Source organism: Pseudomonas sp. NBRC 111123 (genome assembly GCF_001320205.1).
GTDB classification, from domain to species: domain Bacteria; phylum Pseudomonadota; class Gammaproteobacteria; order Pseudomonadales; family Pseudomonadaceae; genus Aquipseudomonas; species Aquipseudomonas putida_J.
On the sequence record NZ_BCAZ01000001.1, the window covers coordinates 146,657 to 171,113 of the forward strand.

Sequence of the window (24,457 nt, forward strand, 5' to 3'; positions counted from 1 at the left end):
CATCTAAGACTAAGGTCGTCTGGTTGGCGTCCAACAGCTGCATAAAGTAAGGGTGTGGGTTCCATCCCCTACCTGTGCTGCTAGGACAAAAACAATGAACGACAGCATTTACCTCTCGATACAAAACAGCCCGCGCTTCAAGGAGCTGGTCAGCAAACGTGAACGGTTCGCCTGGATACTTTCGGCGATCATGCTCGGCCTCTACTGTGCCTTCATCCTCCTGATCGCCTACGGTCCTCAGATTCTGGGCGCCAAGCTCAGCCCTGACTCGTCGATTACCTGGGGTATTCCCCTGGGCGTCGGCCTGATCGTTTCGGCATTCGTCCTGACCGCCATCTACGTGCGCCGCGCCAACGGCGAGTTCGATGAGCTGAACAAGGCCATCCTGAAGGAGGCGCAACAATGATTCGCCACGCCAAAGCCTTGGCCGTACTGGCCTGCGGAGCCTTCGCACCCGCCGTGTGGGCCGCCGATGCCCTGACCGGCGAGGTGCAGAAACAACCGCTGAACGTCCCGGCGATCGCCATGTTCGTGGCCTTCGTCGCCTTCACCCTCGGCATCACCTACTGGGCTTCCAAACGCAACAAGTCGGCGGCGGACTACTACGCTGCCGGTGGCAAGATCACCGGTTTCCAGAACGGCCTGGCGATTGCCGGTGACTACATGTCGGCGGCCTCGTTCCTGGGTATTTCCGCCCTGGTGTTCACCTCCGGCTACGACGGCCTGATCTATTCGATCGGGTTCCTGGTCGGCTGGCCGATCATCCTCTTCCTGATTGCCGAACGCCTGCGCAACCTCGGCAAGTACACCTTCGCCGACGTCGCCTCTTACCGTCTCGGGCAGAAGGAAATTCGCACGCTGTCGGCCTCCGGTTCGCTGGTGGTGGTGGCGTTCTACCTGATCGCGCAGATGGTGGGCGCGGGCAAGCTGATCGAGCTGCTGTTCGGCCTGGACTACCACGTCGCGGTAATCCTGGTGGGTATCCTGATGTGCCTGTACGTGCTGTTCGGCGGCATGCTGGCCACCACCTGGGTACAGATCATCAAGGCGGTGCTGCTGCTGTCCGGTGCCAGCTTCATGGCACTGATGGTGATGAAGCACGTCGGCTTCGACTTCAACACGCTGTTCTCCGAAGCGATCAAGGTGCACGCCAAGGGCGAGGCAATCATGAGCCCGGGCGGCTTGGTCAAGGACCCGATCTCGGCATTCTCGCTGGGCCTGGCGCTGATGTTCGGTACCGCTGGCCTGCCACACATCCTGATGCGCTTCTTCACCGTCAGTGACGCCAAGGAAGCGCGCAAGAGCGTGCTGTACGCGACCGGCTTCATTGGCTACTTCTACATCCTCACCTTCATCATTGGCTTCGGTGCAATCCTGCTGGTCAGCACCAACCCGGAATTCAAGGACGCCGCTGGCGCCCTGATCGGTGGCAACAACATGGCGGCGGTGCACCTGGCCGATGCCGTGGGTGGCAGCGTGTTCCTCGGCTTCATCTCGGCCGTGGCCTTCGCCACCATCCTGGCAGTGGTGGCCGGCCTTACCTTGGCCGGTGCCTCGGCGGTTTCCCACGACCTCTACGCCAGCGTCTGGCGCAAGGGCAAGGCCAACGACAAGGACGAGATCCGCGTGTCGAAGATCACCACCATCGCCCTTGGCGTGCTGGCGATCGGCTTGGGTATCCTGTTCGAGAAGCAGAACATCGCCTTCATGGTCGGCCTGGCGTTCTCCATCGCCGCCAGCTGCAACTTCCCGGTGCTGCTGCTCTCGATGTACTGGAAGAAGCTGACCACCCGTGGCGCCATGATTGGCGGCTGGCTGGGCCTGGTGAGTGCGGTTGGCCTGATGATCCTTGGCCCGACCATCTGGGTGCAGATCCTTGGTCATGAAAAAGCCATCTACCCGTACGAATACCCAGCGCTGTTCTCGATGATCATCGCCTTCGTCGGTATCTGGTTCTTCTCGGTCACCGACAAGTCCAAGGCCGCGGATGACGAGCGTGCCAAGTTCTTCCCGCAGTTCGTCCGCTCGCAGACCGGCCTGGGGGCTTCCGGCGCCGTTTCGCACTGATCCATCCGGCAATGAAAAACCGCGCCTCGGCGCGGTTTTTCGTTTGTGCCGGCTAGATCATGCCTAACAACAACAGCACCAGCAGAATCACCAGCACCACGCCGACGATGCCGGATGGGCCATAGCCCCAGCTGCGCGAGTGCGGAAAGACCGGTAAGCCACCAATCAGCAGAAGGATCAGGATGATGATGAGAATCGTGGTCATGACGGAGTCCTTGCGTGGTTGAGGGTCAAGGGCCTCGGATTGCTGGCCTCTTGCTAATTCGGACTGCTGCCGCTTGCGAAAGATTCCATTTGAATACTGCCTGTGCCGGCCTCTTCGCGGCTAAAGCCGCTCCCACAGGGATCACCTCAGGCCTGAGGCCAGTACAGTACCTGTGGGAGCGGCTTTAGCCGCGAAGAGGCCGGACCTGACCACGCAGTCATGCCTGCCTATTCACTATCCTGATGAACCCTGCCACCCACGAAGGCCTTGATTAGACTCGTTGCACAACCTGTCAGAACAAGGCGTGCCACCATGCAAAACCGCATCATGATCACTGGCGCCGGCTCCGGCCTCGGCCGCGAGATCGCCCTGCGCTGGGCGCGCGAGGGCTGGAGCCTGGCGCTGGCCGATGTCAACGAAGCGGGCCTGCGCGAAACCCTGGAAATGGCAAGGGCTGCAGGCGGCGATGGCTTCGTCCAGCGCTGCGACGTGCGCGATTACAGCCAGCTCACTGCCCTGGCCCAGGCCTGCGAAGAAAGGTTCGGCGGCATCGATGTGATCGTCAACAACGCTGGTGTCGCCTCGGGCGGTTTCTTCGCCGAGCTGTCGCTGGAGGACTGGGACTGGCAGATCGCGGTCAACCTGATGGGCGTGGTCAAAGGCTGCAAGGCGTTCCTGCCGCAGCTCGAACGCAGCAAGGGGCGCATCATCAACGTGGCTTCGATGGCGGCCTTGATGCAGGGGCCGGGGATGAGCAACTACAACGTTGCCAAGGCTGGTGTGCTGGCGCTGTCGGAAAGCCTGCTGGTGGAGCTGCGCCAGCTTGAAGTGGCGGTGCACGTGGTATGCCCGTCGTTCTTCCAGACAAACCTGCTCGACTCCTTCCGCGGGCCGAACCCGGCGATGAAGGCTCAGGTCGGCAAACTCCTGGAGGGCTCACCGATCAGTGCGGCAGATATTGCTGACTACATCCATCAACAAGTCGCCGCGGGTGAGTTCCTGATCCTGCCCCATGAGGCCGGGCGCCAGGCCTGGCAACTCAAACGGCAAACCCCGGAGCGGCTGTACGACGAGATGGCGGACATGGCGTTAAAGATGCGGGCCAAGGCGCAACCGCGCTGATTGCAGGCGTTGTCTGTAGGAGAAATTACCTGGCCTTGTAGGCCTGCTCTGAATTGCTGGCGAAGTATTGTCCAGACGAATATCCCCAAGCACTCTGCGACTTTTCCTGTTGCGAGGAGGCCGGAGCATGTTGGTGATTGGGCGTGAAGTAGGCGAAGTCATCACTGTGGGTGACGATATTCGGATCAAGATAGTGGAGTCGCGCAATGGCATGGTGCGTTTTGGCGTGGAAGCACCACGCAATGTGTCGGTGCACCGGGCCGAAGTCTATCGGCGCATCAAGGCGGCGGCAGAGCGCAAGGCTGATTGACCTGCGCCGGCCCATGTAGGAGCGGCCTTGCGTCGCTAAGCGCTGCACAGCAGCCCCAGTATTCTCGGCGTCGCCGCTGATATCCTGGGCCGCTTTGCGGCCCATTCGCGACACAAGGCCGCTCCTGCAGCACCTGCGAACGGCTCGATGTCAGTCGAGCAGTTCGCGGGGCACATCATGCTTGGCGAGCAACTGGCACTGCTGGCTCTCCAGGTCGAAGAGGATGAACGCCTGGCCCTTGGCCAACGCCTGGCGCACCCGCAGCACGCGGGTTTCCAGCGGGGTGTCGTCGCCGTTGTCGGTGCCATCGCGGGTAACGAAGTCCTCGATCAGGCGGGTCAGTGTTTCGGCTTGCAGTTGGTCGTAGGGGATCAGCATGGGCAGCGCACGGTCTTGTTCATCAGGCCTTGCATGCTACGCGATTCTGCGCCCATCAGCTTTTGTTTCCTACCAGGCTGTCCACGGCCGGCACCCGGGTGTCGCTCTCCATCTGCGCATCGTGCTCCAGCTGGTGGCTGAAGCGCTCGAGCGAGGCATTGGCCGGTTGCGAATCGCTGGCGAACACTGGTGGGCTGAGCAGGTAGGCCGAGAGCAGGCGGCTGAGCGCGGCCAGGCTGTCGATATGGGTCCGCTCGTAGCCGTGGGTTGCATCGCAGCCGAACGCCACCAGCGCGGTACGGATGTCATGTCCGGCAGTCACGGCCGAGTGCGCATCGCTGAAGTAATAGCGGAACAGGTCGCGGCGTACCGGGACATCCTGGTCGCCGGCCAGCTTCAGCAAGTGGCGTGACAGGTGGTAATCGTACGGCCCGGAAGAATCCTGCATGGCCACGCTCACCGCATGCTCGCTGGAGGCCTGGCCGGGGGCGACCGGGGCGATGTCGATGCCGACGAACTCGCTGACATCCCAGGGCAGGGCAGCGGCAGCGCCAGAGCCGGTTTCTTCGGTGATGGTGAACAACGGGTGGCAGTCGATCAGCGGTTGACGGCCACTTTCCACCACTGCCTTGAGTGCCGCCAGCAGGGCTGCCACGCCTGCTTTGTCGTCCAGGTGGCGAGCGCTGATGTGGCCACTTTCAGTGAACTCCGGCAGCGGGTCGAAGGCGACGAAGTCACCGATGGCAATGCCGAGTGCTTCACAGTCGGCGCGGGTGGTGCAGTAGGCGTCCAGGCGCACCTCGACGTGTTCCCAGCTGACCGGCATCTGGTCGATCGCAGTGTTGAAGGCGTGGCCGCTGGCCATCAGCGGCAGCACGCTGCCGCGGAACACGCCGGTGTCGGTGAACACGCTGACCCGGCTGCCCTCGGCGAAGCGGCTTGACCAGCAGCCCACCGGCGCCAGGGCCAGGCGGCCGTTGTCCTGCAATTGGCGTACGCTGGCGCCGATGGTGTCGAGGTGGGCCGACACGGCGCGGTCGGGCGAACTCTGGCGGCCCTTGAGAGTGGCGCGGATGGTGCCGCGGCGGGTCAGCTCGAAGGGAATGCCCAGTTCATCCAGGCGTTCGGCCACGTAGCGCACGATGGTGTCGGTGAAACCGGTCGGGCTGGGGATGGCGAGCATCTCCAGGAGGACGCGCTTGAGGTAGTCGAGGTCGGGTTCGGGGAGTCGTTCGGTCATGGGGATTCCTCGTTTCCTGTACTGGCCTCTTCGCGGGTGAACCCGCTCCCACAGGAATCTCACATCCCCTGAGAACGGCGAAGAGGCCATTGATGTGTCATGCCAGAGGCCGGCTATGAGGGAACAGCAGGTCGACAAACCGTTCAGCCGTCGGCTGCGGTTCGTGGTTGGCCAGCCCGGCGCGCTCGTTGGCTTCGATGATCACGTAATCCGGGTGCTCGGCATCGCGGACCATGAAGTCCAGGCCCACCACCGGGATTTCCAGCGCTCGCGCCGCACGCACCGCCGCATCGGCCAGTACCGGGTGCAGGCGTTCGGTCACGTCCTCCAGTGTGCCACCGGTATGCAGGTTGGCCGTGCGCCGCACCGCCACGCGCTGGCCGGCCGGCAGCACATCGTCGTAGCCCAGGCCCACGCCGTGCAGGGTACGCTCGGTCTCGTCATCCAGCGGTATGCGGCTTTCGCCACCGGTAGCCGCCTGGCGCCGACGACTCTGTGCCTCGATCAGCTGGCGGACCGTGTGCTTGCCATCACCGATTACCTGGGCCGGGTGGCGAATCGCCGCTGCCACCACTTCATAACCAATCACCAGGATGCGCAGGTCGCTGCCGGCATGGAAGCTTTCCAGCAGCACGCGGCTGTCGAAGCGGCGGGCATTTTCCACGGCCTGGGTCACTTCCTCGATGCAGGTCAGGTTGACCGCCACGCCCTGGCCCTGTTCGCCATCCACCGGCTTGACCACCACCGCGCCATGCTCGTCGAGAAACGCCAGGTTGTCGTCGGCATTGCCGGCCAGCTGCTGCGCCGGCACCTGCAGCCCGGCGTTGTGCAGGGCCTGTTGGGTCAGGCGCTTGTCCTGGCACAGGGTCATGGTCACGGCGCTGGTCAGGTCGCTCAGCGACTCGCGGCAGCGAATGCGGCGACCACCGAGGCTGAGGGTGAACAGGCCACCAGCGGCATCGTCAACCTGTACCTCGATGCCACGGCGCAAGGCCTCGTCGACGATGATGCGGGCGTAGGGATTGAGGCCGGCTTCCGGGCCGGGGCCAAGAAACAGTTGCTGGTTGATGCCATTCCTGCGCTTGACCGCGAAGGTCGGCAGGTTGCGAAAACCAAGCTTCTCGTACAGGCGTTTGGCCTGGCGATTGTCGTGCAGCACCGACAGGTCCAGATACGTCAGGCCACGGCTCATGAAGTGTTCGATCAGGTGGCGCACCAGCACCTCGCCAACGCCCGGGCGGGTGCACTGCGGGTCTACGGCGAGGCACCACAGGCTGCTGCCGTGTTCGGGGTCGTCGAACGCCTTGCTGTGGTTCAGCCCCATGACGCTGCCGATTACCGCGCCGCTGTCTTCATCCTCGGCCAGCCAGTACACCGGGCCACCGAGGTGGCGCGGGGTAACCCGTTCGGGGTCGACCGGCAGCATGCCGCGCGCCTGGTACAGGGTATTGATCGCCTGCCAGTCGCCGGGGTTCTGTGCCCGGCGCACGCGGAAGCCGCGAAACACGCGCTGCGCCGGGCGGTAGTCGGTGAACCACAGGCGCAGGGTGTCGGAGGGGTCGAGAAACAGCTGCTGCGGGGCTTGCGCCAGCAACTGCTGGGGCGCCGCCACGTACAGGGCGATGTCGCGCTCGCCGGGGCGTTCGTCCTGCAGCGCGGCGGCAAGGCTGGCGGCGTCCGGGTAGGTGTGGCCGATCAGCAGGCGGCCCCAGCCACAGTGCAAGGCCCGCGGCTGGTCGTGGGGCTCGCTGCCGTCGCCGGCCAGGCGCGCCTGCAGGCGCTCGTAGGACGGCGCCTGGCCGCGCAGAAGGCGCTGACCGTAAGCGATTTCGTGGGCTTTCATCGGTCAGATTCCTTGTTCGCTGAGCCACAGGTTCAGGGCCGCCAGCTGCCACAGCTTGGAGCCGCGCAGCGGGGTGAGCTGGCCGTGTGGGTTGCTCAGCAGGCGGTCGAGCATGGCCGGGTTGAACAGCCCACGGTCCTGGCTCGGGTCGGTCAGCAGGTCGCGCACCCAGCCCAGGGTCGCACCTTCCAGGTGCTTGAGGCCGGGCACCGGGAAGTAGCCCTTCTTGCGGTCGATCACTTCGTGGGGGATTACCCGCCGCGCGGCCTGCTTGAGCACCTGCTTGCCACCGTCGGGCAGCTTGAAGCGTGCCGGAATGCGCGCTGACAGCTCGACCAGGCGGTAGTCGAGGAACGGCGTGCGTGCTTCCAGGCCCCAGGCCATGGTCATGTTATCGACCCGTTTGACCGGGTCGTCCACCAGCATCACCGTGCTGTCCAGGCGCAGTGCCTTGTCCACGGCATCGGGTGCGCCAGGGCGGGCGAAGTGCTCGCGGACGAAGTCGCCCGCAGCGTCGGTTTCCAGCAGCCAAGGGGCCTGGACGGTGTCGCGGTACTCGTCATGGCTGCGGTCGAAGAAGGCGTCACGGTAGGCGGCGAAGGCATCCTCGGCGCCGTCCACTTTCGGGTACCAGTGGTAGCCGGCGAACAGCTCATCGGCGCCCTGGCCGCTCTGCACGCCTTTGCAATGCTTGGCCACTTCCCGCGACAGCAAGTAGAAGGCGATGCAGTCATGGCTGACCATCGGCTCGCTCATGGCGCGGAAGGCGGCTGGCAACTGCTCGATGATCTCGTGCTCGGCGATGCGCAGCTGGTGGTGGCGGGTACCGTAATGCTTGGCGATCAGGTCGGAGTACTGGAACTCATCGCCGCGTTCGCCGCCGGCATCCTCGAAGCCGATGGAGAAGGTCGACAGGTCATCCACGCCAACTTCGCGCAGCAGGCCTACCAGCAGGCTGGAGTCGACACCGCCAGACAGCAGCACACCAACGTCCACGGCTGCGCGATGGCGGATCGCCACGGCATCGCGGGTGGCGTCGAGCACGCGGGTGGTCCAGCCCTCCAGGTCGAGGTCGCGCTCGTCCGGGTTGGGGCCATAGTGCAGCTGCCACCAGGTCTGACGTTCGATTTCACCGTGGCGGTCGATGCGCATCCAGGTGCCGGGTTCGAGCTTCTGCACGTTGGCCAGCAACGTGCGTGGCGCTGGCACCACGGCATGGAAGTTGAGGTAGTGGTTGAGCGCCACGGGGTCGATCATCGGGTCGATGTCGCCACCCTTGAGCAGCGCCGGCAGGGTCGAGGCGAAGCGCAGGCGTTCGCCGTTGCGCGACAGGTACAGCGGCTTGACGCCCAGGCGATCGCGGGCCAGGAACAGGCGCTGGTTGTCGCGCTCCCAGATGGCCAGGGCGAACATGCCATTGAGCTTGGGCAGCAAGGCCGCGCCCCAGGCGTGGTAACCCTTGAGCAACACCTCGGTGTCGCCTTCGGACCAGAAGCTGTAGCCCAGGTCCTGCAGCTCCTGGCGCAGTTCGGGGAAGTTGTAGATGGCGCCGTTGAAGGCCAGCGACAGGCCCAGAGTGTTGTCGACCATCGGCTGCGCCGAGCCGTCGGACAGGTCCATGATCTTCAGTCGGCGATGGCCGAGGGCGATCGGGCCTTGGCTATGGAAGCCCCAGGCGTCTGGGCCTCGGGGCGCCAGGTGATGGGTTATGCGCTCTACCGCAGCCAGGTCGGCTGGGCGAGGGGCTTGGTCGATGGGGGTGAAACGCAACTCTCCAGCTAATCCGCACATAAGTCCTTACCGGTTTTTCCGTTGGGGAATGAGTGCCCCGGATTAGGGCACCCTGTAAGGAACTGACCTGCGTGGTTTGTGGGAGTTTTAGATCGATCTGTTATAAGCAGTGGTGGGGGTGGAAGTGTTTGACGATCGTTCTGTGTGGGCATCGAGATCGAGCGCCGCCCGCGCGGCGCATCGCGGATGAATCCGCTCCTACATTTGTTGCAACGTGCCGAACCTGTAACGCCATGGTTGCCAGCCCTGGCGCAAGGCTTGAGCCCTAGAAACGGCTGACAACCATGGCCTTACAGGCATGGCCACGTTGCAACAAATGTAGGAGCGGATTCATCCGCGATGCGCCGCGCGGGCGGCGCTCGGTTTCACAGGCGTTGCAAACGTATCGTCATACCGCGCCCACCCTTCTCACTGCCCGCGAATCAGCTTGCGCAACATGAACCGATTGGGATGGCAGGCCTCAGCCACCGCCCGCGGCAACGGCAACGGCTCACCACTGGCCCAGGCGGCAATCAGCTCGCCACTCAACGGCGCCGTGATCAACCCCCGCGAGCCATGCCCACTGTTCACATACAACCCTTCCAGCCAAGGGCACGCCACCTCCGGCACCTGCCGCGCATCCTTGCCGAGCACCGCATAAGCCTCGGCGAACAGCGCCGGGTCGGCCAGCGGCCCGACAATCGGCAGGTAATCCGGGCTGGTGCAACGAAACGCCGCACGGCCTTGCAACTGCGTGGCGTCGAGGGCCTCTGCACCCAGGCGCGAGGCCAGGTCGGTAGAAATCTCTTCCAGCAACGCCAGGTTGCCCTGGTGTTCCGCTACCGTCGGGGTCAAGTCGTCGCTGTGGAAGTCGAAGCTGGCGCCCAAGGTGTGTTCATCATGGCGGGGCGGTGCGACGTAGCCATCGGCACAGACCACGGTGCGCAATGCACGGCTGGCCTCCGTGGCCGGCAGGCGGGTGATCTGCCCACGAATACGCTTGAGCGGCAGCTGCGCGCAGGGCGCAAAACGGCGCACATCGGCAGCCCCGGCCAACACCACCAGCGGTGCGCTGGCCAGCAAGCGCTCACCTTCCCACGCCTGCCACAGGCCGTCGGCCCTGCGTAGTTCGAGCACATCCTGGTGGAGTTGAACGCGAATGTTCGGGTGCTGCAGCTGCGCCTGGCACAAGGCGGGTGGGTGCACCCAGCCACCTTGCGGGTAGAACAGGCCACCGGCCGGCAGCGCCACCCCGGCAATGGCTTCGGCTTCAGCCTGCTTCAGTGCACGCAGCAGGCTGCTGTCGAAGGCTTCGGCAAGCTTGGCCTGGCGCTCGCCTTCCTTGCTGTCGAAGGCCAGCTGCAGCACGCCGCAAGCGTCCCAGTCCTGGCCGCGCTGCAACTGCTCCAGCTGGCGCCGGGTGTAGCCGAAACCGGCCAGGATCATCTGCGACAGGGCGGTGCCATGGGCGGACAGTTTCAGGTACAGCACGCCCTGTGGGTTGCCCGAAGCCTCCTGCGCGGGTGCCGCGTGGCGCTCCAGCACCGTTACCTGCCAGCCGCGTGCGGCCAGGCTGGCAGCACTGGCACTGCCCGCCAGGCCGGCCCCGATCACCAGTGCCTGGCGCGGGCCTGCCACGGGGGCAGGGCGGGCGTACCAGGGTGCGGCGACGGCCGCGGATGGATGCCCGGTGTATACACCACTCATCACCTCCCACTTCTTGCCGATGCCGGGGATCTTCTTCATGGTGAAACCGGCATCGATCAGCCCGCGGCGTACCCAGCCGGTGGTGGTGAAGGTCCCCAGTGCGGTACCGGCGTGAGCCAGGCGTGCCAGGTGCGCAAACAGCTCGGGGGTCCACATGTCGGGGTTTTTCGCGGGTGCGAAGCCGTCGAGGAACCACACGTCGATGCGCGCGTCGAGCTGCGGCAATTGCTCCAGTACGTCACCTATCAGCAGGGTCAGGGTGACCCGGCCGTTGTCGAAGCTGAACTGCTGGAAGCCGGGGTGAACCGCCACGTACTGTGCCAGGAACGGCTCGGTGAAGGCCGCCATCTCGGGCCACAGGCGCACGGCGCGGGCCATGTCGTCATGGCCGAGCGGGTACTTCTCGACACTGATGAAATGCAGGCGCGCATCGGCATGGGCCTGTTCGGCGAACAGCTGCCAGGCGCAGAAGAAGTTCATGCCGGTGCCAAAGCCGGTCTCGCCGATTACCAGGCAGCCATGTGGCGCCAGGTCGGCGAAGCGCTGCGCCAGGCGGGTCTGCTCTAGGAACACGTAGCGGGTTTCGTCGGTGCCTTCGTTTTTTGAGAAGTAGACGTCGTCGTACTGCCGCGAGTGGGGGCGGCCCTGGTCGTCCCAGTCGATCTGGGCGTGTTGAAGAAGGGTGGACATGGTCGGCTCGGTTGCAGCGGATGTGCGGATTTTATGTCATCTACCGGGTTTGCACAGGTACAACGCAAATCCGCTAGTCTTGCTTATCCAATGAAGGAGCCAGTGCATGTTCGAATCCGCGGAAATCGGTCACAGCATCGACAAGGAAACCTACGACGCAGAAGTCCCCGCATTGCGCGAGGCGCTGCTCGAAGCCCAGTACGAACTCAAGCAACAGGCGCGGTTCCCGGTGATCGTGCTGATCAACGGTATCGAAGGCGCCGGCAAGGGCGAAACGGTCAAGCTGCTCAACGAGTGGATGGACCCGCGCATGATCGACGTGCTCACCTTCGATCAGCAGACCGACGAAGAACTGGCCCGGCCACCGGCCTGGCGCTACTGGCGTGCGCTGCCGCCCAAGGGGCGGATGGGCGTGTTCTTCGGCAACTGGTACAGCCAGATGCTCCAGGGCCGGGTGCATGGCCACTTCAAGGATGCCGTGCTCGACCAGGCGATCACCGGTGCCGAACGGCTCGAAGAGATGCTTTGCGACGAAGGCGCGCTGATCATCAAGTTCTGGTTTCACCTGTCCAAGAAGCAGATGAAGGCGCGCCTGAAATCGCTCAAGGACGACCCGCTGCACAGCTGGAAGATCAGCCCGCTGGACTGGCAGCAGTCGGAAACCTATGACCGTTTCGTGCGCTTTGGCGAGCGCGTGCTGCGCCGCACCAGCCGCGACTATGCACCGTGGCATATCGTCGAAGGGGTCGACCCGAACTACCGCAGCCTGGCGGTGGGGCGCATCCTGCTGGAAAGCCTGCAGGCGGCCCTGGCCAACAACCCCAAGGGCAAGCACCAGGCCAACGTCGCCCCGCTGGGCCAGAGCATCGACAAACGCAGCCTGCTCGGCGCGCTGGACATGACCTTGCGCCTGGACAAGCACGACTACCAGGAACAACTGGTCACCGAGCAAGCCCGCCTGGCCGGCTTGCTGCGTGACAAGCGCATGCGTCGGCATGCCCTGGTGGCGGTGTTCGAAGGCAACGACGCCGCTGGCAAGGGCGGTGCCATCCGCCGCGTGGCGGCAGCGCTTGACCCGCGCCAGTACCGCATTGTGCCGATTGCCGCGCCCACTGAAGAAGAGCGCGCGCAGCCGTACCTGTGGCGGTTCTGGCGGCACATTCCGGCGCGTGGCAAATTCACCATCTTCGACCGCTCCTGGTATGGCCGGGTACTGGTGGAGCGGGTGGAGGGCTTCTGCAGCCCGGCCGACTGGATGCGCGCCTACACCGAAATCAACGATTTCGAAGAGCAACTGGTGAATGCCGGCGTGGTGGTGGTCAAGTTCTGGCTGGCGATTGACCAGCAGACCCAGCTGGAGCGCTTTGAAGAGCGTGAGCAGATTCCGTTCAAGCGCTACAAGATCACCGAAGACGATTGGCGCAACCGTGAAAAGTGGGACGATTACACCCAGGCCGTGGGTGACATGGTCGATCGCACCAGCAGCGAAATCGCACCTTGGACGCTGGTCGAAGCCAACGACAAGCGCTGGGCGCGGGTGAAAGTGTTGCGCACAGTCAATGAAGCCTTGGAGGCGGCCTTCGCCAAGCACAAGAAATGACCAGGCATGCCATCAGGGAATGACCCGATGAATTTATTTCCCGGTAGTTTCCTCCGGGCCTGTGCCTCAAGCCCTTAGAATTCGGTTACCCCCACCACGGGCTTATTCGAGGACTGTATGCATACAACTTCCGGCCGTTGGGGCTACGGCCTGTTTCTGGCACTGCTGACCGCGCTGCTCTGGGGCATCCTGCCGATCAAGCTCAAGCAGGTGCTGCAGGTGGTCGACCCGATGACGGTCACCTGGTACCGCCTGCTCGTCTCCGGCGGCGTGCTGTTCGCCTGGCTGGCGGCCCAGCGGCGCCTGCCTTCGCTGCGCAAGCTGGCACCCAAGGGCAGGGCCCTGATCGTGGTGGCCGTGTTCGGGCTGATGGGTAACTACGTGTTGTACCTGATCGGCCTGAACCTGCTGAGCCCCGGCACCGCACAGCTGGTGGTGCAGATGGGGCCGGTGCTGTTGCTGGTGGCCAGCGTGCTGGTATTCAAGGAGCGTTTCAGCCTGGGGCAAGGCATCGGTTTGCTGGTGCTGCTGGGCGGTTTTGGCCTGTTCTTCAACCAGCGCCTCGAAGAACTGCTGACCTCACTGGGTGCCTATACCACGGGGGTGCTGACCGTTCTGCTGGCCACCAGCATCTGGGTGTTCTATGCCCTGAGCCAGAAGCAGCTGCTGACGGTGTGGCATTCGCAGCAGGTGATGATGGTTATCTACCTGGCCTGCGCGGCATTGCTGACGCCGTGGGTGCATCCGCTGGAGGCACTGCGATTGACCCCGGTGCAGGGTTGGCTGCTGCTGGCCTGCTGCCTGAACACCTTGGTGGCCTATGGCGCGTTTGCCGAGGCGCTGGCGCATTGGGAGGCATCGCGGGTGAGTGCCACGCTGGCGCTGACGCCGCTGGTGACTTTTGTGGCGGTGGCGCTGGCGGCTGTGGTGTGGCCGGAATATGTTCAGGCCGAGGACATCAATGCCTTGGGGTACGTGGGAGCGATGACCGTGGTGGTGGGGTCGAGCCTGGTGGCCTTGGGGCCGTCGCTGGTGGCCGGGTGGCGGGCCAGAAGAGCGCGCCTGGCCTAAGTTGATGTGTTGTCTGTGCCCGCCTCTTCGCGGGTAAACCCGCTCCCACAAGGAACCCAAAGGCTTGAATCTGGTGAAATCCCTGTGGGAGCTGGTTTACCCGCGAAAGGGCCGGCACAGGCGATGCCTCATTCAGCCCTTGCCACCGGGCGCCAGCATGTTCTCCGGCCTCACCCACTGGTCGAACTGCTCATTGGTCAGGTACTTCAACGCCAGCGCCGCCTCGCGCAAGGTCTTGCCCTCGCCATAGGCCTTCTTGGCAATCTCCGCCGCCTTGTCATAGCCAATATGCGGGTTCAACGCCGTCACCAGCATCAGCCCACGCTCCAGGTGCGCCGCCATCTGCTCGGCATCCGGTTCGATCCCGGCCACGCAATGCTGCTGGAAGTTGCGACAACCATCGGCCAGCAGCTCGACCGACTGCAGCAGGTTGTGGATGATCACCGGCTTGAACACGTTCAGTTGCAAGTGCCCCTGGCTCGCGGCAAAGCCGATCGCCGCATCGTTGCCCAGTACCTGGCAGGCCAGCATCGACAGCGCTTCGCACTGGGTCGGGTTGACCTTGCCCGGCATGATCGAGCTGCCTGGCTCGTTGGCCGGCAGGCGCACTTCGGCCAGCCCCGCACGTGGGCCCGAGCCGAGCAGGCGCAGGTCATTGGAGATCTTCATCAGCGCCACTGCCAGGGTCTTCAGCGCACCTGCCAGGCTGGTCAGCGGCTCATGGCCGGCGAGGGCGGCGAACTTGTTGGGGGCGGTGACGAAGGGCAGGCCGGAGAGGGCGGCCAGTTCGGCGGCCACGGCTTCGGCAAAACCATGCGGGGCGTTCAGCCCGGTGCCCACGGCCGTACCGCCCTGCGCCAGCTCGCACACCGCCGGCAAGGTGGCGCGGATGGCGCGCTGGGCGTAGTCGAGCTGGGCGACGAAGGCCGAAACTTCCTGGCCGAAGGTGATCGGCGTGGCGTCCATCATGTGCGTGCGGCCGGTCTTGACCAGCTTGCTGTGGCGCGCCGACAGCTCGGCCAGCCCCGATGAAAGCTCGGCGATCGCCGGCAGGAGTTTTTCATGCACCGCCTGGGCGGCGGCGATGTGCATGGCGGTGGGGAAGCAGTCGTTGGAACTCTGCGAGCGGTTCACGTGATCGTTGGGGTGCACTGGCGCCTTGCCACCGCGGCCCTTGCCGGCCAGCTCGTTGGCGCGCCCGGCGATCACCTCGTTGACGTTCATGTTGCTCTGGGTGCCGCTGCCGGTCTGCCACACCACCAGCGGGAACTGGTCGTCGTGTTCGCCGTCGAGCACTTCGTCGGCGGCCTGTTCGATCAGGCGGGCGATGTCGGCGGGCAGGTCGCCGTTGCGGTCGTTGACCCGCGCAGCGGCTTTCTTGATGAGTGCCAGGGCGTGCAGCACCGCGAGCGGCATGCGTTCCTTGCCAATGGCAAAGTTGATCAGCGAACGCTGGGTCTGCGCGCCCCAGTAGGCGTGCTCAGGAACTTCGACCGGGCCCAGGCTGTCTGTCTCGATACGGCTCATGCTGCGTTCACTCCTTTGTCAGTCAGAATCAGCAGTTTAGGCCCTCATGCGTGCGAGCGGTTCATTCGCTCGTCGTGCCACTTGAGCGCTGCGACCCTGCGGGAGCAGAATGCTCTACTCTGAGGTACCGCCTCCCCCTCCTTGAAGGAAATGCAATGACCCGTCTTCGTGTCCTTTGTGCTGCCGTTGCCCTGGCCTGTGCCAGCGGCCAGGTACTCGCTGCCACCGCCAGCCACAACGCTGCCGCCGAGAAATTCCTGACCCTGGCCAATGCCGACAAGCTGGGCACTCCGGTGTACATGCAGGTGCAGCAGATGTTTGCCCAGCGTTTCGCCCAGACCAAGGCCCCGGCCTCCAAGCAACCGGTGCTCGAAAGCTACCAGGCCAAGGCCAACGCCGCGCTGGACAACGCCATTGGCTGGAACAAGCTGAAGCCGAAGATGGTCGACCTGTATACCCAGACCTTCACCGAGCAAGAGCTCAAGGACCTGGTCAAGTTCTACGAGTCGCCGCTGGGCAAGAAGGTCCTGCGTGAAATGCCGAAGGTCACCCAGCAGTCGGCCCAGCTGACCCAGACCAGCCTGGAACCGGCCGTGCCGGTGGTCAACAAGCTGCTCGACGACATGACCAAGGAGCTGGACCCGAACGCCGGCAAGGCCGCCGCCCCGGCCAAGAAGTGAGCCATAACCGATGAGCATGCAGCAACGCATCGAGCAGCAACTGGCCGCGCTGGCCCCGCAACACCTTGAAGTGCTCAACGAAAGCCACATGCACAGCCGTGGCCAGGAAACCCACTACAAGGCGGTGATCGTCAGCGAGCAGTTTGCCGGGCTCAACAGCGTCAAGCGCCACCAGAAGGTCTACGCCACCATGGGTGAGCTGATGGGTGAGATCCACGCCCTGGCGATCCACACCTACACGGCCGAGGAGTGGGCCAAGGTGGGCGTGGCACCGGCCTCGCCAGTGTGTGCTGGCGGCGGGCACTGAATCCTTTCCGTCGTTCTGGTACAATCCTGCAAAATCCGAGGGCCGCTTTGCGGCCCTTTCGCGACACGAGGCCGCTCCTACAGGAATACGCATTCCCCTGTAGAAGCGGCCTTGTGTCGCGAAAGGGGCGCGTAGCGGCCCCATGCTTTTTTAATTCAAACCCGGTCCGCCCCTTACGAGGGCAACCACCTGGAGATCCACCTGAATGTCCCAAGCTATCGTCGTGGCGGCGCTGTACAAGTTCGTCACGCTTGAAGACTACGTCGAGCTGCGTGAACCGCTGCTCAAGGCCATGCTCGAAAACGGCGTCAAAGGCACCTTGTTGCTGGCCAACGAAGGCATCAACGGCACCGTTTCAGCCACCCGCGAAGGCATCGACGGCCTGCTCGCCTGGCTGCGCAACGACCCTCGCCTGGTCGATGTCGACCACAAGGAATCCTACTGCGACGAGCAGCCGTTCTACCGCACCAAGGTCAAGCTCAAGAAAGAGATCGTCACCCTCGGCGTGCCGGGTGTCGACCCGAACAAGGCCGTCGGCACCTATGTCGAGCCCAAGGACTGGAACGACCTGATCAGCGACCCCGAAGTGCTGCTGATCGACACCCGCAACGACTACGAAGTGGCCATCGGTACCTTCAAGGGCGCCATCGACCCGAAGACCGAGACCTTCCGGGAGTTCCCCGAGTACATCAAGGCCAACTTCGACCCGAGCAAGCACAAGAAGGTGGCAATGTTCTGCACCGGTGGCATCCGTTGCGAAAAAGCGTCCAGCTACATGCTCGGTGAAGGCTTCGAGGCGGTCTATCATCTTAAGGGTGGCATCCTGAAATACTTCGAGGAAGTACCTCAGGAAGAAAGCCTTTGGGACGGCGACTGCTTCGTCTTCGACAACCGCGTCACGGTGCGCCATGACCTGAGCGAAGGCGAGTACGACCAGTGCCATGCGTGCCGCCACCCAGTCGATGCCAAGGACCGCGAGTCCGAGCACTATTCGCCAGGCGTGAGCTGCCCGCACTGCTGGGACACCCTGAGCGAAAAGACCCGGCGCAGCGCCATCGACCGGCAGAAGCAGATCGAGCTGGCCAAGGCCCGCAACCAGCCGCACCCGATCGGTTACAACTACAAAGCCGAGGCTTGAGCCATGACTGCCCGCCTGATCTATGTGATGGACCCGATGTGCTCCTGGTGCTGGGGTTTCGCGCCAGTGGCCGCAGCCCTGGTCGCACAGGCCGCCGAGGCGGGCGTCAGTACCCGGCTGGTGCCGGGTGGCCTGCGCAGTGGCGGCAGCGCGCTGGATGGCTCGACCCGCAAGTACATCCTCGAGCACTGGCAGGCGGTGGCCGAAGCCACCGGGCAGCCGTTCCGTTTCGACGGCGCCATGCCTGACGGCTTCGTCTACGACACCGAGCCGGCCTGCCGCGCCTTGGTCACTGCCCGCGAACTGGAGGCCGAGCGCGTGTGGCCGCTGCTGGCGCTGATCCAGCGTTCGTTCTATGAACAGGGTTTGGATGTCACCCGCGCCCCGCAACTGGTCGAGTTGGCCGTGCAGGCCGGCTTCGACCGCGAGCGCTTCGCTCAGCATTTCGCCAGCCATGACATCCGCGCCGCCACCGCAGCCGACTTCAGCTGGGTACAGGACCTGGGTATCGCCGGCTTCCCGACCCTGCTGGCCGAACGCAATGGCCAGCTGGCACTGCTGACCAACGGCTACCAGCCGCTGGACAGCCTGCAGCCGCTGCTTGGCCGCTGGTTGCAGCAGGCCGTCTGTGCTTGATCTGCCAGGGTCGCCAGACCCTGTGCCAGGGAAGCCTGCCGCTGTGCCCGATCGCCTGAGCTGGGCGGAAATCCGCCGCTTGGCCCTGCATCACAAGAAAAACCTCTGGACCGCCAACCTGGTGGCCGTGCTGGCGGCCTGCTGCAGCGTGCCGATCCCGCTGCTGCTGCCGTTGCTGGTCGACGAAGTGCTGCTGGGCCACGGCGATGCCGCACTGAAATGGATGAATCACCTGCTGCCGAGCGGCTGGCAGGTGGCGGCCGGCTATATCGGCCTGATGCTGGCGGCCACGCTGTGCCTGCGCCTGTCGGCGCTGGCCTTCAACGTGGTGCAGGCCAAGCTGTTCGCCGGGCTGGCCAAGGATATCGTCTACCGCCTGCGCATTCGCCTGATCGAGCGCCTCAAGCGCATTTCGCTCAAGGAATACGAAAGCCTCGGCAGCGGCACCGTGACCACTCATCTGGTCACCGACCTGGATACCCTCGACAAGTTCGTCGGTGAAACCCTGAGCCGCTTCCTGGTGGCCATGCTGACGCTGACCGGCACGGCGGCGATCCTGATCTGGATGCACTGGAAGCTGGCGTTGCTGATCCTGCTGTTCAACCCGTTGGTGATCTACTTCACCGTGCAGTTGGGCAAGCGCGTCAAGCACCTGAAAAAGCTCGAGAACGACAGCACTTCGCGCTTTACCCAGGCATTGTCGGAAACCCTGGATGCCATTCAGGAAATACGCGCCGGCAACCGCCAGGGCTACTTCCTCGGGCGCCTTGGCCTGCGCGCCCGTGAAGTGCGCGACTATGCCGTGGAGTCGCAATGGAAGAGCGATGCCAGTGGGCGCGCCAGTGGCCTGCTGTTCCAGTTCGGTATCGATATCTTCCGGGCGGCGGCGATGCTGACCGTGCTGTTCTCCGACCTGTCGATTGGCCAGATGCTGGCAGTGTTCAGCTACCTGTGGTTCATGATCGGCCCGGTGGAGCAGCTGCTCAACCTGCAATATGCCTACTACGCCGCCGGCGGTGCGTTGAGCCGGCTGAACGAGCTGTTGTCGCGGGCCGACGAGCCGCAGTATGCGGCTGCCAGCGACCCGTTCGCCGGTCGCGAAACGGTGGGCATCGAGGTGCGCGACCTGCGCTTCGCCTACGCCGATGAGCCGGTACTCGACCAGTTGAACCTCGCCATCGCCCCTGGTGAAAAGGTGGCGATCGTCGGTGCCAGTGGTGGCGGCAAGAGCACTTTGGTGCAGTTGCTGCTGGGGCTGTACAGCGCCCAGGCCGGGAGCATCCGTTTTGGCGGTGCCAGCCTGCAGGAAATCGGCCTTGAAGCCCTGCGCGAGAACGTCGCTGTGGTGCTGCAGCACCCGTCGCTGTTCAACGACAGTGTGCGCGCCAACCTGACCATGGGCCGCGAATGCACCGACGAGGCTTGCTGGCAGGCACTGCGCATTGCCCAGCTGGATGCCACCATTGCCGCCTTGCCGCAAGGGCTGGACAGCGTGGTCGGCCGTTCGGGGGTGCGCCTTTCCGGTGGCCAGCGCCAGCGCCTGGCGATTGCCCGCATGGTCCTGGCCGAGCCCAAGGTGGTGATTCTCGACGAGGCTACCTCGGCGCTGGATGCCGCCACCGAGTACAACCTGCACCAGGCATTGGCACGTTTCCTCAGTGGCCGGACCACGCTGATCATCGCCCACCGTTTGTCGGCGGTGAAACAGGCTGACCGTGTGCTGGTGTTCGACGGTGGGCACGTGGCCGAAGATGGCGACCATCAGCAGCTGATTGCCGAGGGTGGGCTGTATGCCAAGTTGTATGGGCATCTGCAGCAGACCTGAGCTGAGCTACAAGCTATAAGCGGCAAGCCTCTAGCAGACAGTCACCACTCCACGGGTCTTCTTTCCCTTGTGGCTTGTAGCTTGAGGCTTGCAGCTCGAAATTTCCCTCCACGTAGATGGCAAATGGCCTACGCTGTGCTTGTCTGGGTTGAGTTCAAGTCTTATCTGCTCTGCGACAGGGACTAAATGAAGGGAAATCGCACTCAAGAAGCGCCAAGGTTGGTAGGTATCATCTGGCCCTTCATCGCCGTTGTCGTGTTCCAGGTATTGCTGGGTAGCCTCAGCCTTTATGCGTTGTCGGCGGTCCGTGCCTATGTGGCCGGCGAAAGCCTGTGGTCCAAGGCGCAGAAAGACGCCATCTATTACCTCAACCTGTACGCCGATGACCGCGACGAGCGCACCTTTCTGCGCTATCGCCAGGTCATGGCCGTGCCCCAGGGCGATCACGAGCTGCGCGAACTGCTCGATCAGGCCAGCCCTGACCTGGAAGGCGCCCGTCAGGCCGTGCTGCAGGGCGGCAACCACCCCGACGACGTCGACCGCATCATCTGGTTCTACCGCAACTTCCGTCAGATCAGCTATATGCAGACGGCGATCGAGTACTGGAACATCGGCGATGACTACCTCAAAAAGCTTGATGTACTGGCCAACGAGATGCACGACGGTTTCGCCGTTGGGCAGGTTGGCATCGCCCAGCTCAATGAGTGGAAGGGCCGCATCGTCGCGATCAACGAAGGTGTCACGCCAGCCGCCAGGGCGTTCAGTGATGCCTTGGGCGAAGGCTCGCGGATGCTGTTGCGGGTGCTGCTGGTCACCAATCTGTTGACCGCGCTGTTCCTCATCACCATCGCCTGGCGCCGTTCGAGCAAGCTGCTGGCCCAGCGTCAGGCGTTCGCCAGTGCCCTGAGGGAGGAGAAAGAGCGGGCACAGATCACCCTGGAGGCGATTGGCGATGCGGTGATCACCGCTGATGTCGACGGTAATATCGGCTACATGAACCCTGCTGCCGAGCAGCTGACCCACTGGCAGTCCGGCCAGGCGCAGGGCTTGCCGCTGGGGGCGCTGTTCAGCCTGCTCGACGAGCAGGAGCAGGGCGAAGGCTGCACGCTGGTTGAACAGGTGCTCAGTGGCAGCCTCAAGGGCGGCGCCGAGCATGCCCGGCTGATCCAGCGCCTGGATGGCAGCACGGTATCGGTCAACCTGGTCGGCTCGCCGATCATCAACAACGACCAGGTGGCCGGTATCGTACTGGTACTGCACGACATGACCCAGGAGCGCCAGTACATCGCCAACTTGTCGTGGCAGGCCACCCATGACGCCTTGACTGGCTTGGCCAACCGCCGCGAATTCGAATATCGCCTGGAGCAGGCGCTCAATGGCCTGGTGCGCCAGGCCGGGCGGCATTCGCTGATGTTCCTCGACCTCGACCAGTTCAAGCTGGTCAACGACACCTGCGGCCATGCGGCCGGTGACGAGTTGCTCAGGCACATCTGTGCAGTGCTGCAGTCGGGGCTACGGGAAGGCGACACGCTGGCACGCCTTGGGGGCGACGAATTTGGCGTGCTGCTGGAAAACTGCCCGGCCGAACAGGCCGAGCGCATCGGCGAAAACCTGCGCCAGGCCGTGCAGAGCCTGCATTTCGTGTGGAAGGGCAGGCCGTTCGTGACCACCGTCAGTATCGGCCTGGTGCACATGGCCCAGGCGCCGGGCACGCTCGAGGCTTCGCTGCGCGCTGCCGACATGGCCTGCTACATGGCCAAGGAAAAGGGCCGTAACCGAGTGCAGGTGTACCACGCCGACGACAGCGAATTGTCCATGCGCTTTGGCGAAATGGCCTGGATCCAGCGCCTGCATGTGGCGCTGGAGGAAAACCGCTTCTGCCTCTATTGCCAGGAAATCGCCGCGCTGAAAGCTGCCGAAGGCCCAGGCCATATCGAAATCTTGCTGCGCCTGCACGACGAAAGCGGTCGCACCATCCTGCCGGACAGTTTCATCCCGGCCGCCGAGCGCTATGGCCTGATGACGGCCCTGGATCGTTGGGTTGTGCGCAGCGTGTTCCAGGTCATCCGCCAATGCCTGGACGAGGGCCGGGACGGGCCGCTGGCGATGTGCGCGATCAACTTGTCGGGTACCAGTATCGGAGATGACAATTTCCTCGAGTACCTGCAGCGGTTGTTCGTCGAATACGCCATCCCACCACGCATGATCTGCTTCGAGATCACCGAGACCAGTGCCATTGCCAACCTGGGCAGCGCCATCCGATTCATCAACGAATTGAAGGGCCTGGGTTGCAAGTTTTCTCTGGACGACTTCTGTGCCGGGATGTCGTCATTTGCCTATTTGAAACATTTACCCGTCGACTTCTTGAAGATCGACGGAAGTTTTGTCAAAGATATGCTGGATGACCCGGTCAACCGTGCCATGGTCGAGGTGATAAATCACATCGGCCATGTCATGGGCAAGCGGACTATCGCCGAGTTCGTCGAAACACCGTTGATCGAGCAGGCCTTGCAGGAGATTGGCGTGGACTACGCCCAGGGCTATCTGATTGAACGACCGCAGGTGTTTACCTGTGACAGTCTGCAGCGCCAACGGATTGCTGCGCGGCCCTTGCTGCATCGGGCGCCAGGTACTTTTCGCTGAGAACACGTCCGCAAAATCACAAGGATCAAGGAGCTGAAAGTGATTGATGCATTCGTACGTATCGGGCCCTTGATGGACCCGGCCAGTTATCCCCAGTGGGCCCAGCAGCTGATCGAGGATTGTCGTGAAAGCAAGCGCCGGGTGGTTGAGCACGAGTTCTACCAGCGCCTGCGTGATGGCCAGCTGCGCCAGTCGACCATTCGCCAGTACCTGATCGGTGGCTGGCCGGTGGTCGAGCAGTTTTCCCTGTACATGGCCCACAACCTGACCAAGACCCGTTATGCCCGCCACCCAGGCGAGGACATGGCGCGGCGCTGGCTGATGCGCAACATCCGTGTCGAGCTCAACCATGCCGACTACTGGGCCCACTGGTGCCAGGCCCATGGCGTGCACCTGCACGAGCTGCAGGCCCAGGATGTGCCGCCGGAACTGAACGGGCTCAACGATTGGTGCTGGCGCGTGTGCACCACCGAGTCACTGGCGATTGCCATGGCAGCGACCAACTATGCAATTGAAGGGGCGACTGGCGAGTGGTCGGCGGTGGTCTGTGCCGAGGACACCTATGCCCTGGGCTTTCCGGAGGATCAGCGCAAGCGGGCGATGAAGTGGCTGAAGATGCATGCCCAGTACGATGATGCGCACCCGTGGGAGGCGCTGGAGATCATCTGCACCCTGGCCGGCGAGAACCCGACCCTGGGGCTGCGCAACGAGCTGCGCAAGGCGATCTGCAAGAGCTATGACTGCATGTACCTGTTCCTCGAGCGGTGCATGCAACTGGAAGGGCGCCAGCAAGGGCGCCTGCGCCCGGCCTTGGCTGCTGGCTGAAACTTGTACTGGCCTCTTCGCGGGTAAACCCGCTCCCACAGGGATATCACAAGGCTTGAGGGCGGGGATGTTCCTGTGGGAGCGGGTTTACCCGCGAAGAGGCCGGAACGGGCGAAACAAGGCTCACTGAGCGTTGAGCGCCTGCCCGTTCACATCCTTGCTGTCCGGCCCCATCAGGTACAGATAGACCGGCATGATCTCTTCCGGCAGCGGATTGTTCTGCGGGTTTTCGCTCGGGTAGGCCTGCGCCCGCATCGCCGTGCGCGTAGCGCCCGGGTTGATGCTGTTGGAGCGCACTGGCGCCACGCCTTCCAGTTCGTCGGCCAGGGTCTGCATCAGCCCTTCGGTGGCGAACTTCGACACCCCGTAGGCACCCCAGTAGGCACGGCCCTTGCGCCCGACGCTGCTAGAAGTGAACACCACCGAGGCATCTTCGGACAGCTTGAGCAGCGGCAGCAGCGTGCTGGTGAGCATGAAGGTGGCGTCGACGTTGATGTGCATCACACGCATGAAGTTGTCGCCCGAAAGCTGCTCCAGAGGCGTGCGCGGGCCGATGATCGAGGCGTTGTTGAGCAGGCCGTCGAGGCGGCCGAACTGCTCCTCGATCATCACTGCCAGCTCGTCGTACTGGTGGGGCAGGGCGGTTTCCAGGTTGAAAGGGATTACCACGGGCTGTGGGTGGCCGGCGGCCTCGATCTGGTCGTAGACCTCGTTCAGGTTGGCCTCGGTCTTGCCCAGCAGCAGCACGGTGGCGCCCAGTGCGGCATAGGCTTTGGCGGCGGCGGCGCCGATGCCGCGGCCGGCACCGGTGACCAGGATGACGCGGCCGGCGAGCAGGCCAGGGCGGGCGATGTAGTCGAACATGGTACTGTC

The 24,457-nt window shown here is 63.8% G+C and carries 21 protein-coding genes; 13 read left to right on the top strand and 8 right to left on the bottom strand.

The window, feature by feature from the left end:
• The first annotated feature begins 94 nt into the window (after positions 1–94).
• Positions 95–406, top strand: coding sequence for a DUF485 domain-containing protein (locus tag APH27_RS00675; RefSeq protein ID WP_027918159.1), 312 nt, complete (start codon positions 95–97; stop codon positions 404–406).
• Positions 403–2,067: a cation acetate symporter gene (locus tag APH27_RS00680; RefSeq protein ID WP_027918160.1), complete on the top strand. Its 1,665-nt coding sequence runs from the start codon at positions 403–405 to the stop codon at positions 2,065–2,067. Before APH27_RS00675 ends, APH27_RS00680 begins: the two co-directional genes overlap by 4 nt.
• Before the next feature lie 52 nt (positions 2,068–2,119).
• Here APH27_RS00680 and APH27_RS25485 read toward each other — a convergent pair whose 3' ends face one another.
• The gene (locus APH27_RS25485; RefSeq protein ID WP_012271016.1) at positions 2,120–2,272 is read right to left on the bottom strand and encodes a DUF3309 family protein; all 153 of its coding nucleotides are present in this window, start codon (positions 2,270–2,272) and stop codon (positions 2,120–2,122) included.
• Positions 2,273–2,584: 312 nt separating this feature from the next.
• On the opposite strand from APH27_RS25485, the gene APH27_RS00685 reads away from it, so the two are divergent.
• The gene (locus APH27_RS00685) at positions 2,585–3,394 is read left to right on the top strand and encodes an SDR family oxidoreductase (protein WP_027918161.1); all 810 of its coding nucleotides are present in this window, start codon (positions 2,585–2,587) and stop codon (positions 3,392–3,394) included.
• Positions 3,395–3,521: 127 nt separating this feature from the next.
• A complete protein-coding gene (gene csrA / locus APH27_RS00690) occupies positions 3,522–3,704 on the top strand; it encodes a carbon storage regulator CsrA (RefSeq protein ID WP_027918162.1) in 183 nt (60 codons plus the stop codon).
• A 150-nt stretch (positions 3,705–3,854) separates the two neighbouring features.
• Here the strand turns inward: csrA and APH27_RS00695 are convergent, their stop codons facing one another.
• The 5 genes from APH27_RS00695 to mnmC form a co-directional block, all read right to left on the bottom strand.
• Positions 3,855–4,082 (bottom strand): YheU family protein, encoded by a 228-nt coding sequence (locus tag APH27_RS00695; protein WP_003252629.1) that lies wholly within the window; start codon positions 4,080–4,082, stop codon positions 3,855–3,857.
• A 55-nt stretch (positions 4,083–4,137) separates the two neighbouring features.
• Complete coding sequence (locus APH27_RS00700; protein WP_060483727.1) at positions 4,138–5,322, bottom strand: osmoprotectant NAGGN system M42 family peptidase; 1,185 nt, start codon at positions 5,320–5,322, stop codon at positions 4,138–4,140.
• Between the two features lie 97 nt (positions 5,323–5,419).
• The gene (gene ngg / locus APH27_RS00705; protein ID WP_060483728.1) at positions 5,420–7,165 is read right to left on the bottom strand and encodes an N-acetylglutaminylglutamine synthetase; all 1,746 of its coding nucleotides are present in this window, start codon (positions 7,163–7,165) and stop codon (positions 5,420–5,422) included.
• Between the two features lie 3 nt (positions 7,166–7,168).
• Entirely contained in the window at positions 7,169–8,956 is a 1,788-nt protein-coding gene (locus APH27_RS00710; protein WP_060483729.1) for an N-acetylglutaminylglutamine amidotransferase, read from the bottom strand.
• Positions 8,957–9,364: 408 nt separating this feature from the next.
• A complete protein-coding gene (gene mnmC, locus APH27_RS00715) occupies positions 9,365–11,332 on the bottom strand; it encodes a bifunctional tRNA (5-methylaminomethyl-2-thiouridine)(34)-methyltransferase MnmD/FAD-dependent 5-carboxymethylaminomethyl-2-thiouridine(34) oxidoreductase MnmC (protein WP_060483730.1) in 1,968 nt (655 codons plus the stop codon).
• Between the two features lie 106 nt (positions 11,333–11,438).
• On the opposite strand from mnmC, the gene pap reads away from it, so the two are divergent.
• Entirely contained in the window at positions 11,439–12,932 is a 1,494-nt protein-coding gene (gene pap, locus APH27_RS00720; protein ID WP_060483731.1) for a polyphosphate:AMP phosphotransferase, read from the top strand.
• A 117-nt stretch (positions 12,933–13,049) separates the two neighbouring features.
• Positions 13,050–14,003 (top strand): DMT family transporter, encoded by a 954-nt coding sequence (locus tag APH27_RS00725; RefSeq protein ID WP_060483732.1) that lies wholly within the window; start codon positions 13,050–13,052, stop codon positions 14,001–14,003.
• Positions 14,004–14,135: 132 nt separating this feature from the next.
• Here the strand turns inward: APH27_RS00725 and APH27_RS00730 are convergent, their stop codons facing one another.
• Complete coding sequence (locus APH27_RS00730; protein WP_060483733.1) at positions 14,136–15,530, bottom strand: class II fumarate hydratase; 1,395 nt, start codon at positions 15,528–15,530, stop codon at positions 14,136–14,138.
• Positions 15,531–15,685: 155 nt separating this feature from the next.
• Between APH27_RS00730 and APH27_RS00735 the strand changes: the two genes are divergently transcribed.
• The 7 genes from APH27_RS00735 (at position 15,686) to APH27_RS00765 (ending at position 23,584) form a co-directional block, all read left to right on the top strand.
• On the top strand, positions 15,686–16,210 hold the full coding sequence (locus APH27_RS00735; protein WP_027918170.1) for a DUF2059 domain-containing protein: 525 nt from the start codon (positions 15,686–15,688) through the stop codon (positions 16,208–16,210).
• A 10-nt stretch (positions 16,211–16,220) separates the two neighbouring features.
• The gene (locus APH27_RS00740; protein WP_027918171.1) at positions 16,221–16,517 is read left to right on the top strand and encodes a BolA family transcriptional regulator; all 297 of its coding nucleotides are present in this window, start codon (positions 16,221–16,223) and stop codon (positions 16,515–16,517) included.
• A 205-nt stretch (positions 16,518–16,722) separates the two neighbouring features.
• On the top strand, positions 16,723–17,655 hold the full coding sequence (locus APH27_RS00745; protein ID WP_027918172.1) for a rhodanese-related sulfurtransferase: 933 nt from the start codon (positions 16,723–16,725) through the stop codon (positions 17,653–17,655).
• A gap of 3 nt (positions 17,656–17,658) precedes the next feature.
• Positions 17,659–18,291 carry a DsbA family protein gene (locus APH27_RS00750; protein WP_027918173.1) on the top strand — a complete coding sequence of 211 codons (633 nt, stop codon included), beginning with the start codon at positions 17,659–17,661 and terminating at the stop codon, positions 18,289–18,291.
• Positions 18,284–20,116 carry an ABC transporter ATP-binding protein gene (locus APH27_RS00755; RefSeq protein ID WP_060483734.1) on the top strand — a complete coding sequence of 611 codons (1,833 nt, stop codon included), beginning with the start codon at positions 18,284–18,286 and terminating at the stop codon, positions 20,114–20,116. Before APH27_RS00750 ends, APH27_RS00755 begins: the two co-directional genes overlap by 8 nt.
• A 186-nt stretch (positions 20,117–20,302) precedes the next feature.
• Positions 20,303–22,759, top strand: coding sequence for an EAL domain-containing protein (locus APH27_RS00760; RefSeq protein ID WP_060483735.1), 2,457 nt, complete (start codon positions 20,303–20,305; stop codon positions 22,757–22,759).
• 39 nt (positions 22,760–22,798) lie between these two features.
• Positions 22,799–23,584, top strand: a complete 786-nt coding sequence (locus tag APH27_RS00765) for a TenA family transcriptional regulator (protein WP_060483736.1) — start codon at positions 22,799–22,801, stop codon at positions 23,582–23,584.
• 123 nt (positions 23,585–23,707) lie between these two features.
• Here APH27_RS00765 and APH27_RS00770 read toward each other — a convergent pair whose 3' ends face one another.
• A complete protein-coding gene (locus APH27_RS00770; protein ID WP_027918177.1) occupies positions 23,708–24,448 on the bottom strand; it encodes a YciK family oxidoreductase in 741 nt (246 codons plus the stop codon).
• Between the last annotated feature and the right edge of the window lie 9 nt (positions 24,449–24,457).

What these genes read in the sequence shown, in the direction of transcription:
- APH27_RS00675 (WP_027918159.1), top strand. Translation starts at nt 95, where the DNA reads ATGAACGACAGCATTTACCTCTCGATACAAAACAGCCCGCGCTTCAAG.
- APH27_RS00680 (WP_027918160.1), top strand. Translation starts at nt 403, where the DNA reads ATGATTCGCCACGCCAAAGCCTTGGCCGTACTGGCCTGCGGAGCCTTC.
- APH27_RS25485 (WP_012271016.1), bottom strand. Translation starts at nt 2,272, where the DNA reads ATGACCACGATTCTCATCATCATCCTGATCCTTCTGCTGATTGGTGGC.
- APH27_RS00685 (WP_027918161.1), top strand. Translation starts at nt 2,585, where the DNA reads ATGCAAAACCGCATCATGATCACTGGCGCCGGCTCCGGCCTCGGCCGC.
- csrA (WP_027918162.1), top strand. Translation starts at nt 3,522, where the DNA reads ATGTTGGTGATTGGGCGTGAAGTAGGCGAAGTCATCACTGTGGGTGAC.
- APH27_RS00695 (WP_003252629.1), bottom strand. Translation starts at nt 4,082, where the DNA reads ATGCTGATCCCCTACGACCAACTGCAAGCCGAAACACTGACCCGCCTG.
- APH27_RS00700 (WP_060483727.1), bottom strand. Translation starts at nt 5,322, where the DNA reads ATGACCGAACGACTCCCCGAACCCGACCTCGACTACCTCAAGCGCGTC.
- ngg (WP_060483728.1), bottom strand. Translation starts at nt 7,165, where the DNA reads ATGAAAGCCCACGAAATCGCTTACGGTCAGCGCCTTCTGCGCGGCCAG.
- APH27_RS00710 (WP_060483729.1), bottom strand. Translation starts at nt 8,956, where the DNA reads ATGTGCGGATTAGCTGGAGAGTTGCGTTTCACCCCCATCGACCAAGCC.
- mnmC (WP_060483730.1), bottom strand. Translation starts at nt 11,332, where the DNA reads ATGTCCACCCTTCTTCAACACGCCCAGATCGACTGGGACGACCAGGGC.
- pap (WP_060483731.1), top strand. Translation starts at nt 11,439, where the DNA reads ATGTTCGAATCCGCGGAAATCGGTCACAGCATCGACAAGGAAACCTAC.
- APH27_RS00725 (WP_060483732.1), top strand. Translation starts at nt 13,050, where the DNA reads ATGCATACAACTTCCGGCCGTTGGGGCTACGGCCTGTTTCTGGCACTG.
- APH27_RS00730 (WP_060483733.1), bottom strand. Translation starts at nt 15,530, where the DNA reads ATGAGCCGTATCGAGACAGACAGCCTGGGCCCGGTCGAAGTTCCTGAG.
- APH27_RS00735 (WP_027918170.1), top strand. Translation starts at nt 15,686, where the DNA reads ATGACCCGTCTTCGTGTCCTTTGTGCTGCCGTTGCCCTGGCCTGTGCC.
- APH27_RS00740 (WP_027918171.1), top strand. Translation starts at nt 16,221, where the DNA reads ATGAGCATGCAGCAACGCATCGAGCAGCAACTGGCCGCGCTGGCCCCG.
- APH27_RS00745 (WP_027918172.1), top strand. Translation starts at nt 16,723, where the DNA reads ATGTCCCAAGCTATCGTCGTGGCGGCGCTGTACAAGTTCGTCACGCTT.
- APH27_RS00750 (WP_027918173.1), top strand. Translation starts at nt 17,659, where the DNA reads ATGACTGCCCGCCTGATCTATGTGATGGACCCGATGTGCTCCTGGTGC.
- APH27_RS00760 (WP_060483735.1), top strand. Translation starts at nt 20,303, where the DNA reads ATGAAGGGAAATCGCACTCAAGAAGCGCCAAGGTTGGTAGGTATCATC.
- APH27_RS00770 (WP_027918177.1), bottom strand. Translation starts at nt 24,448, where the DNA reads ATGTTCGACTACATCGCCCGCCCTGGCCTGCTCGCCGGCCGCGTCATC.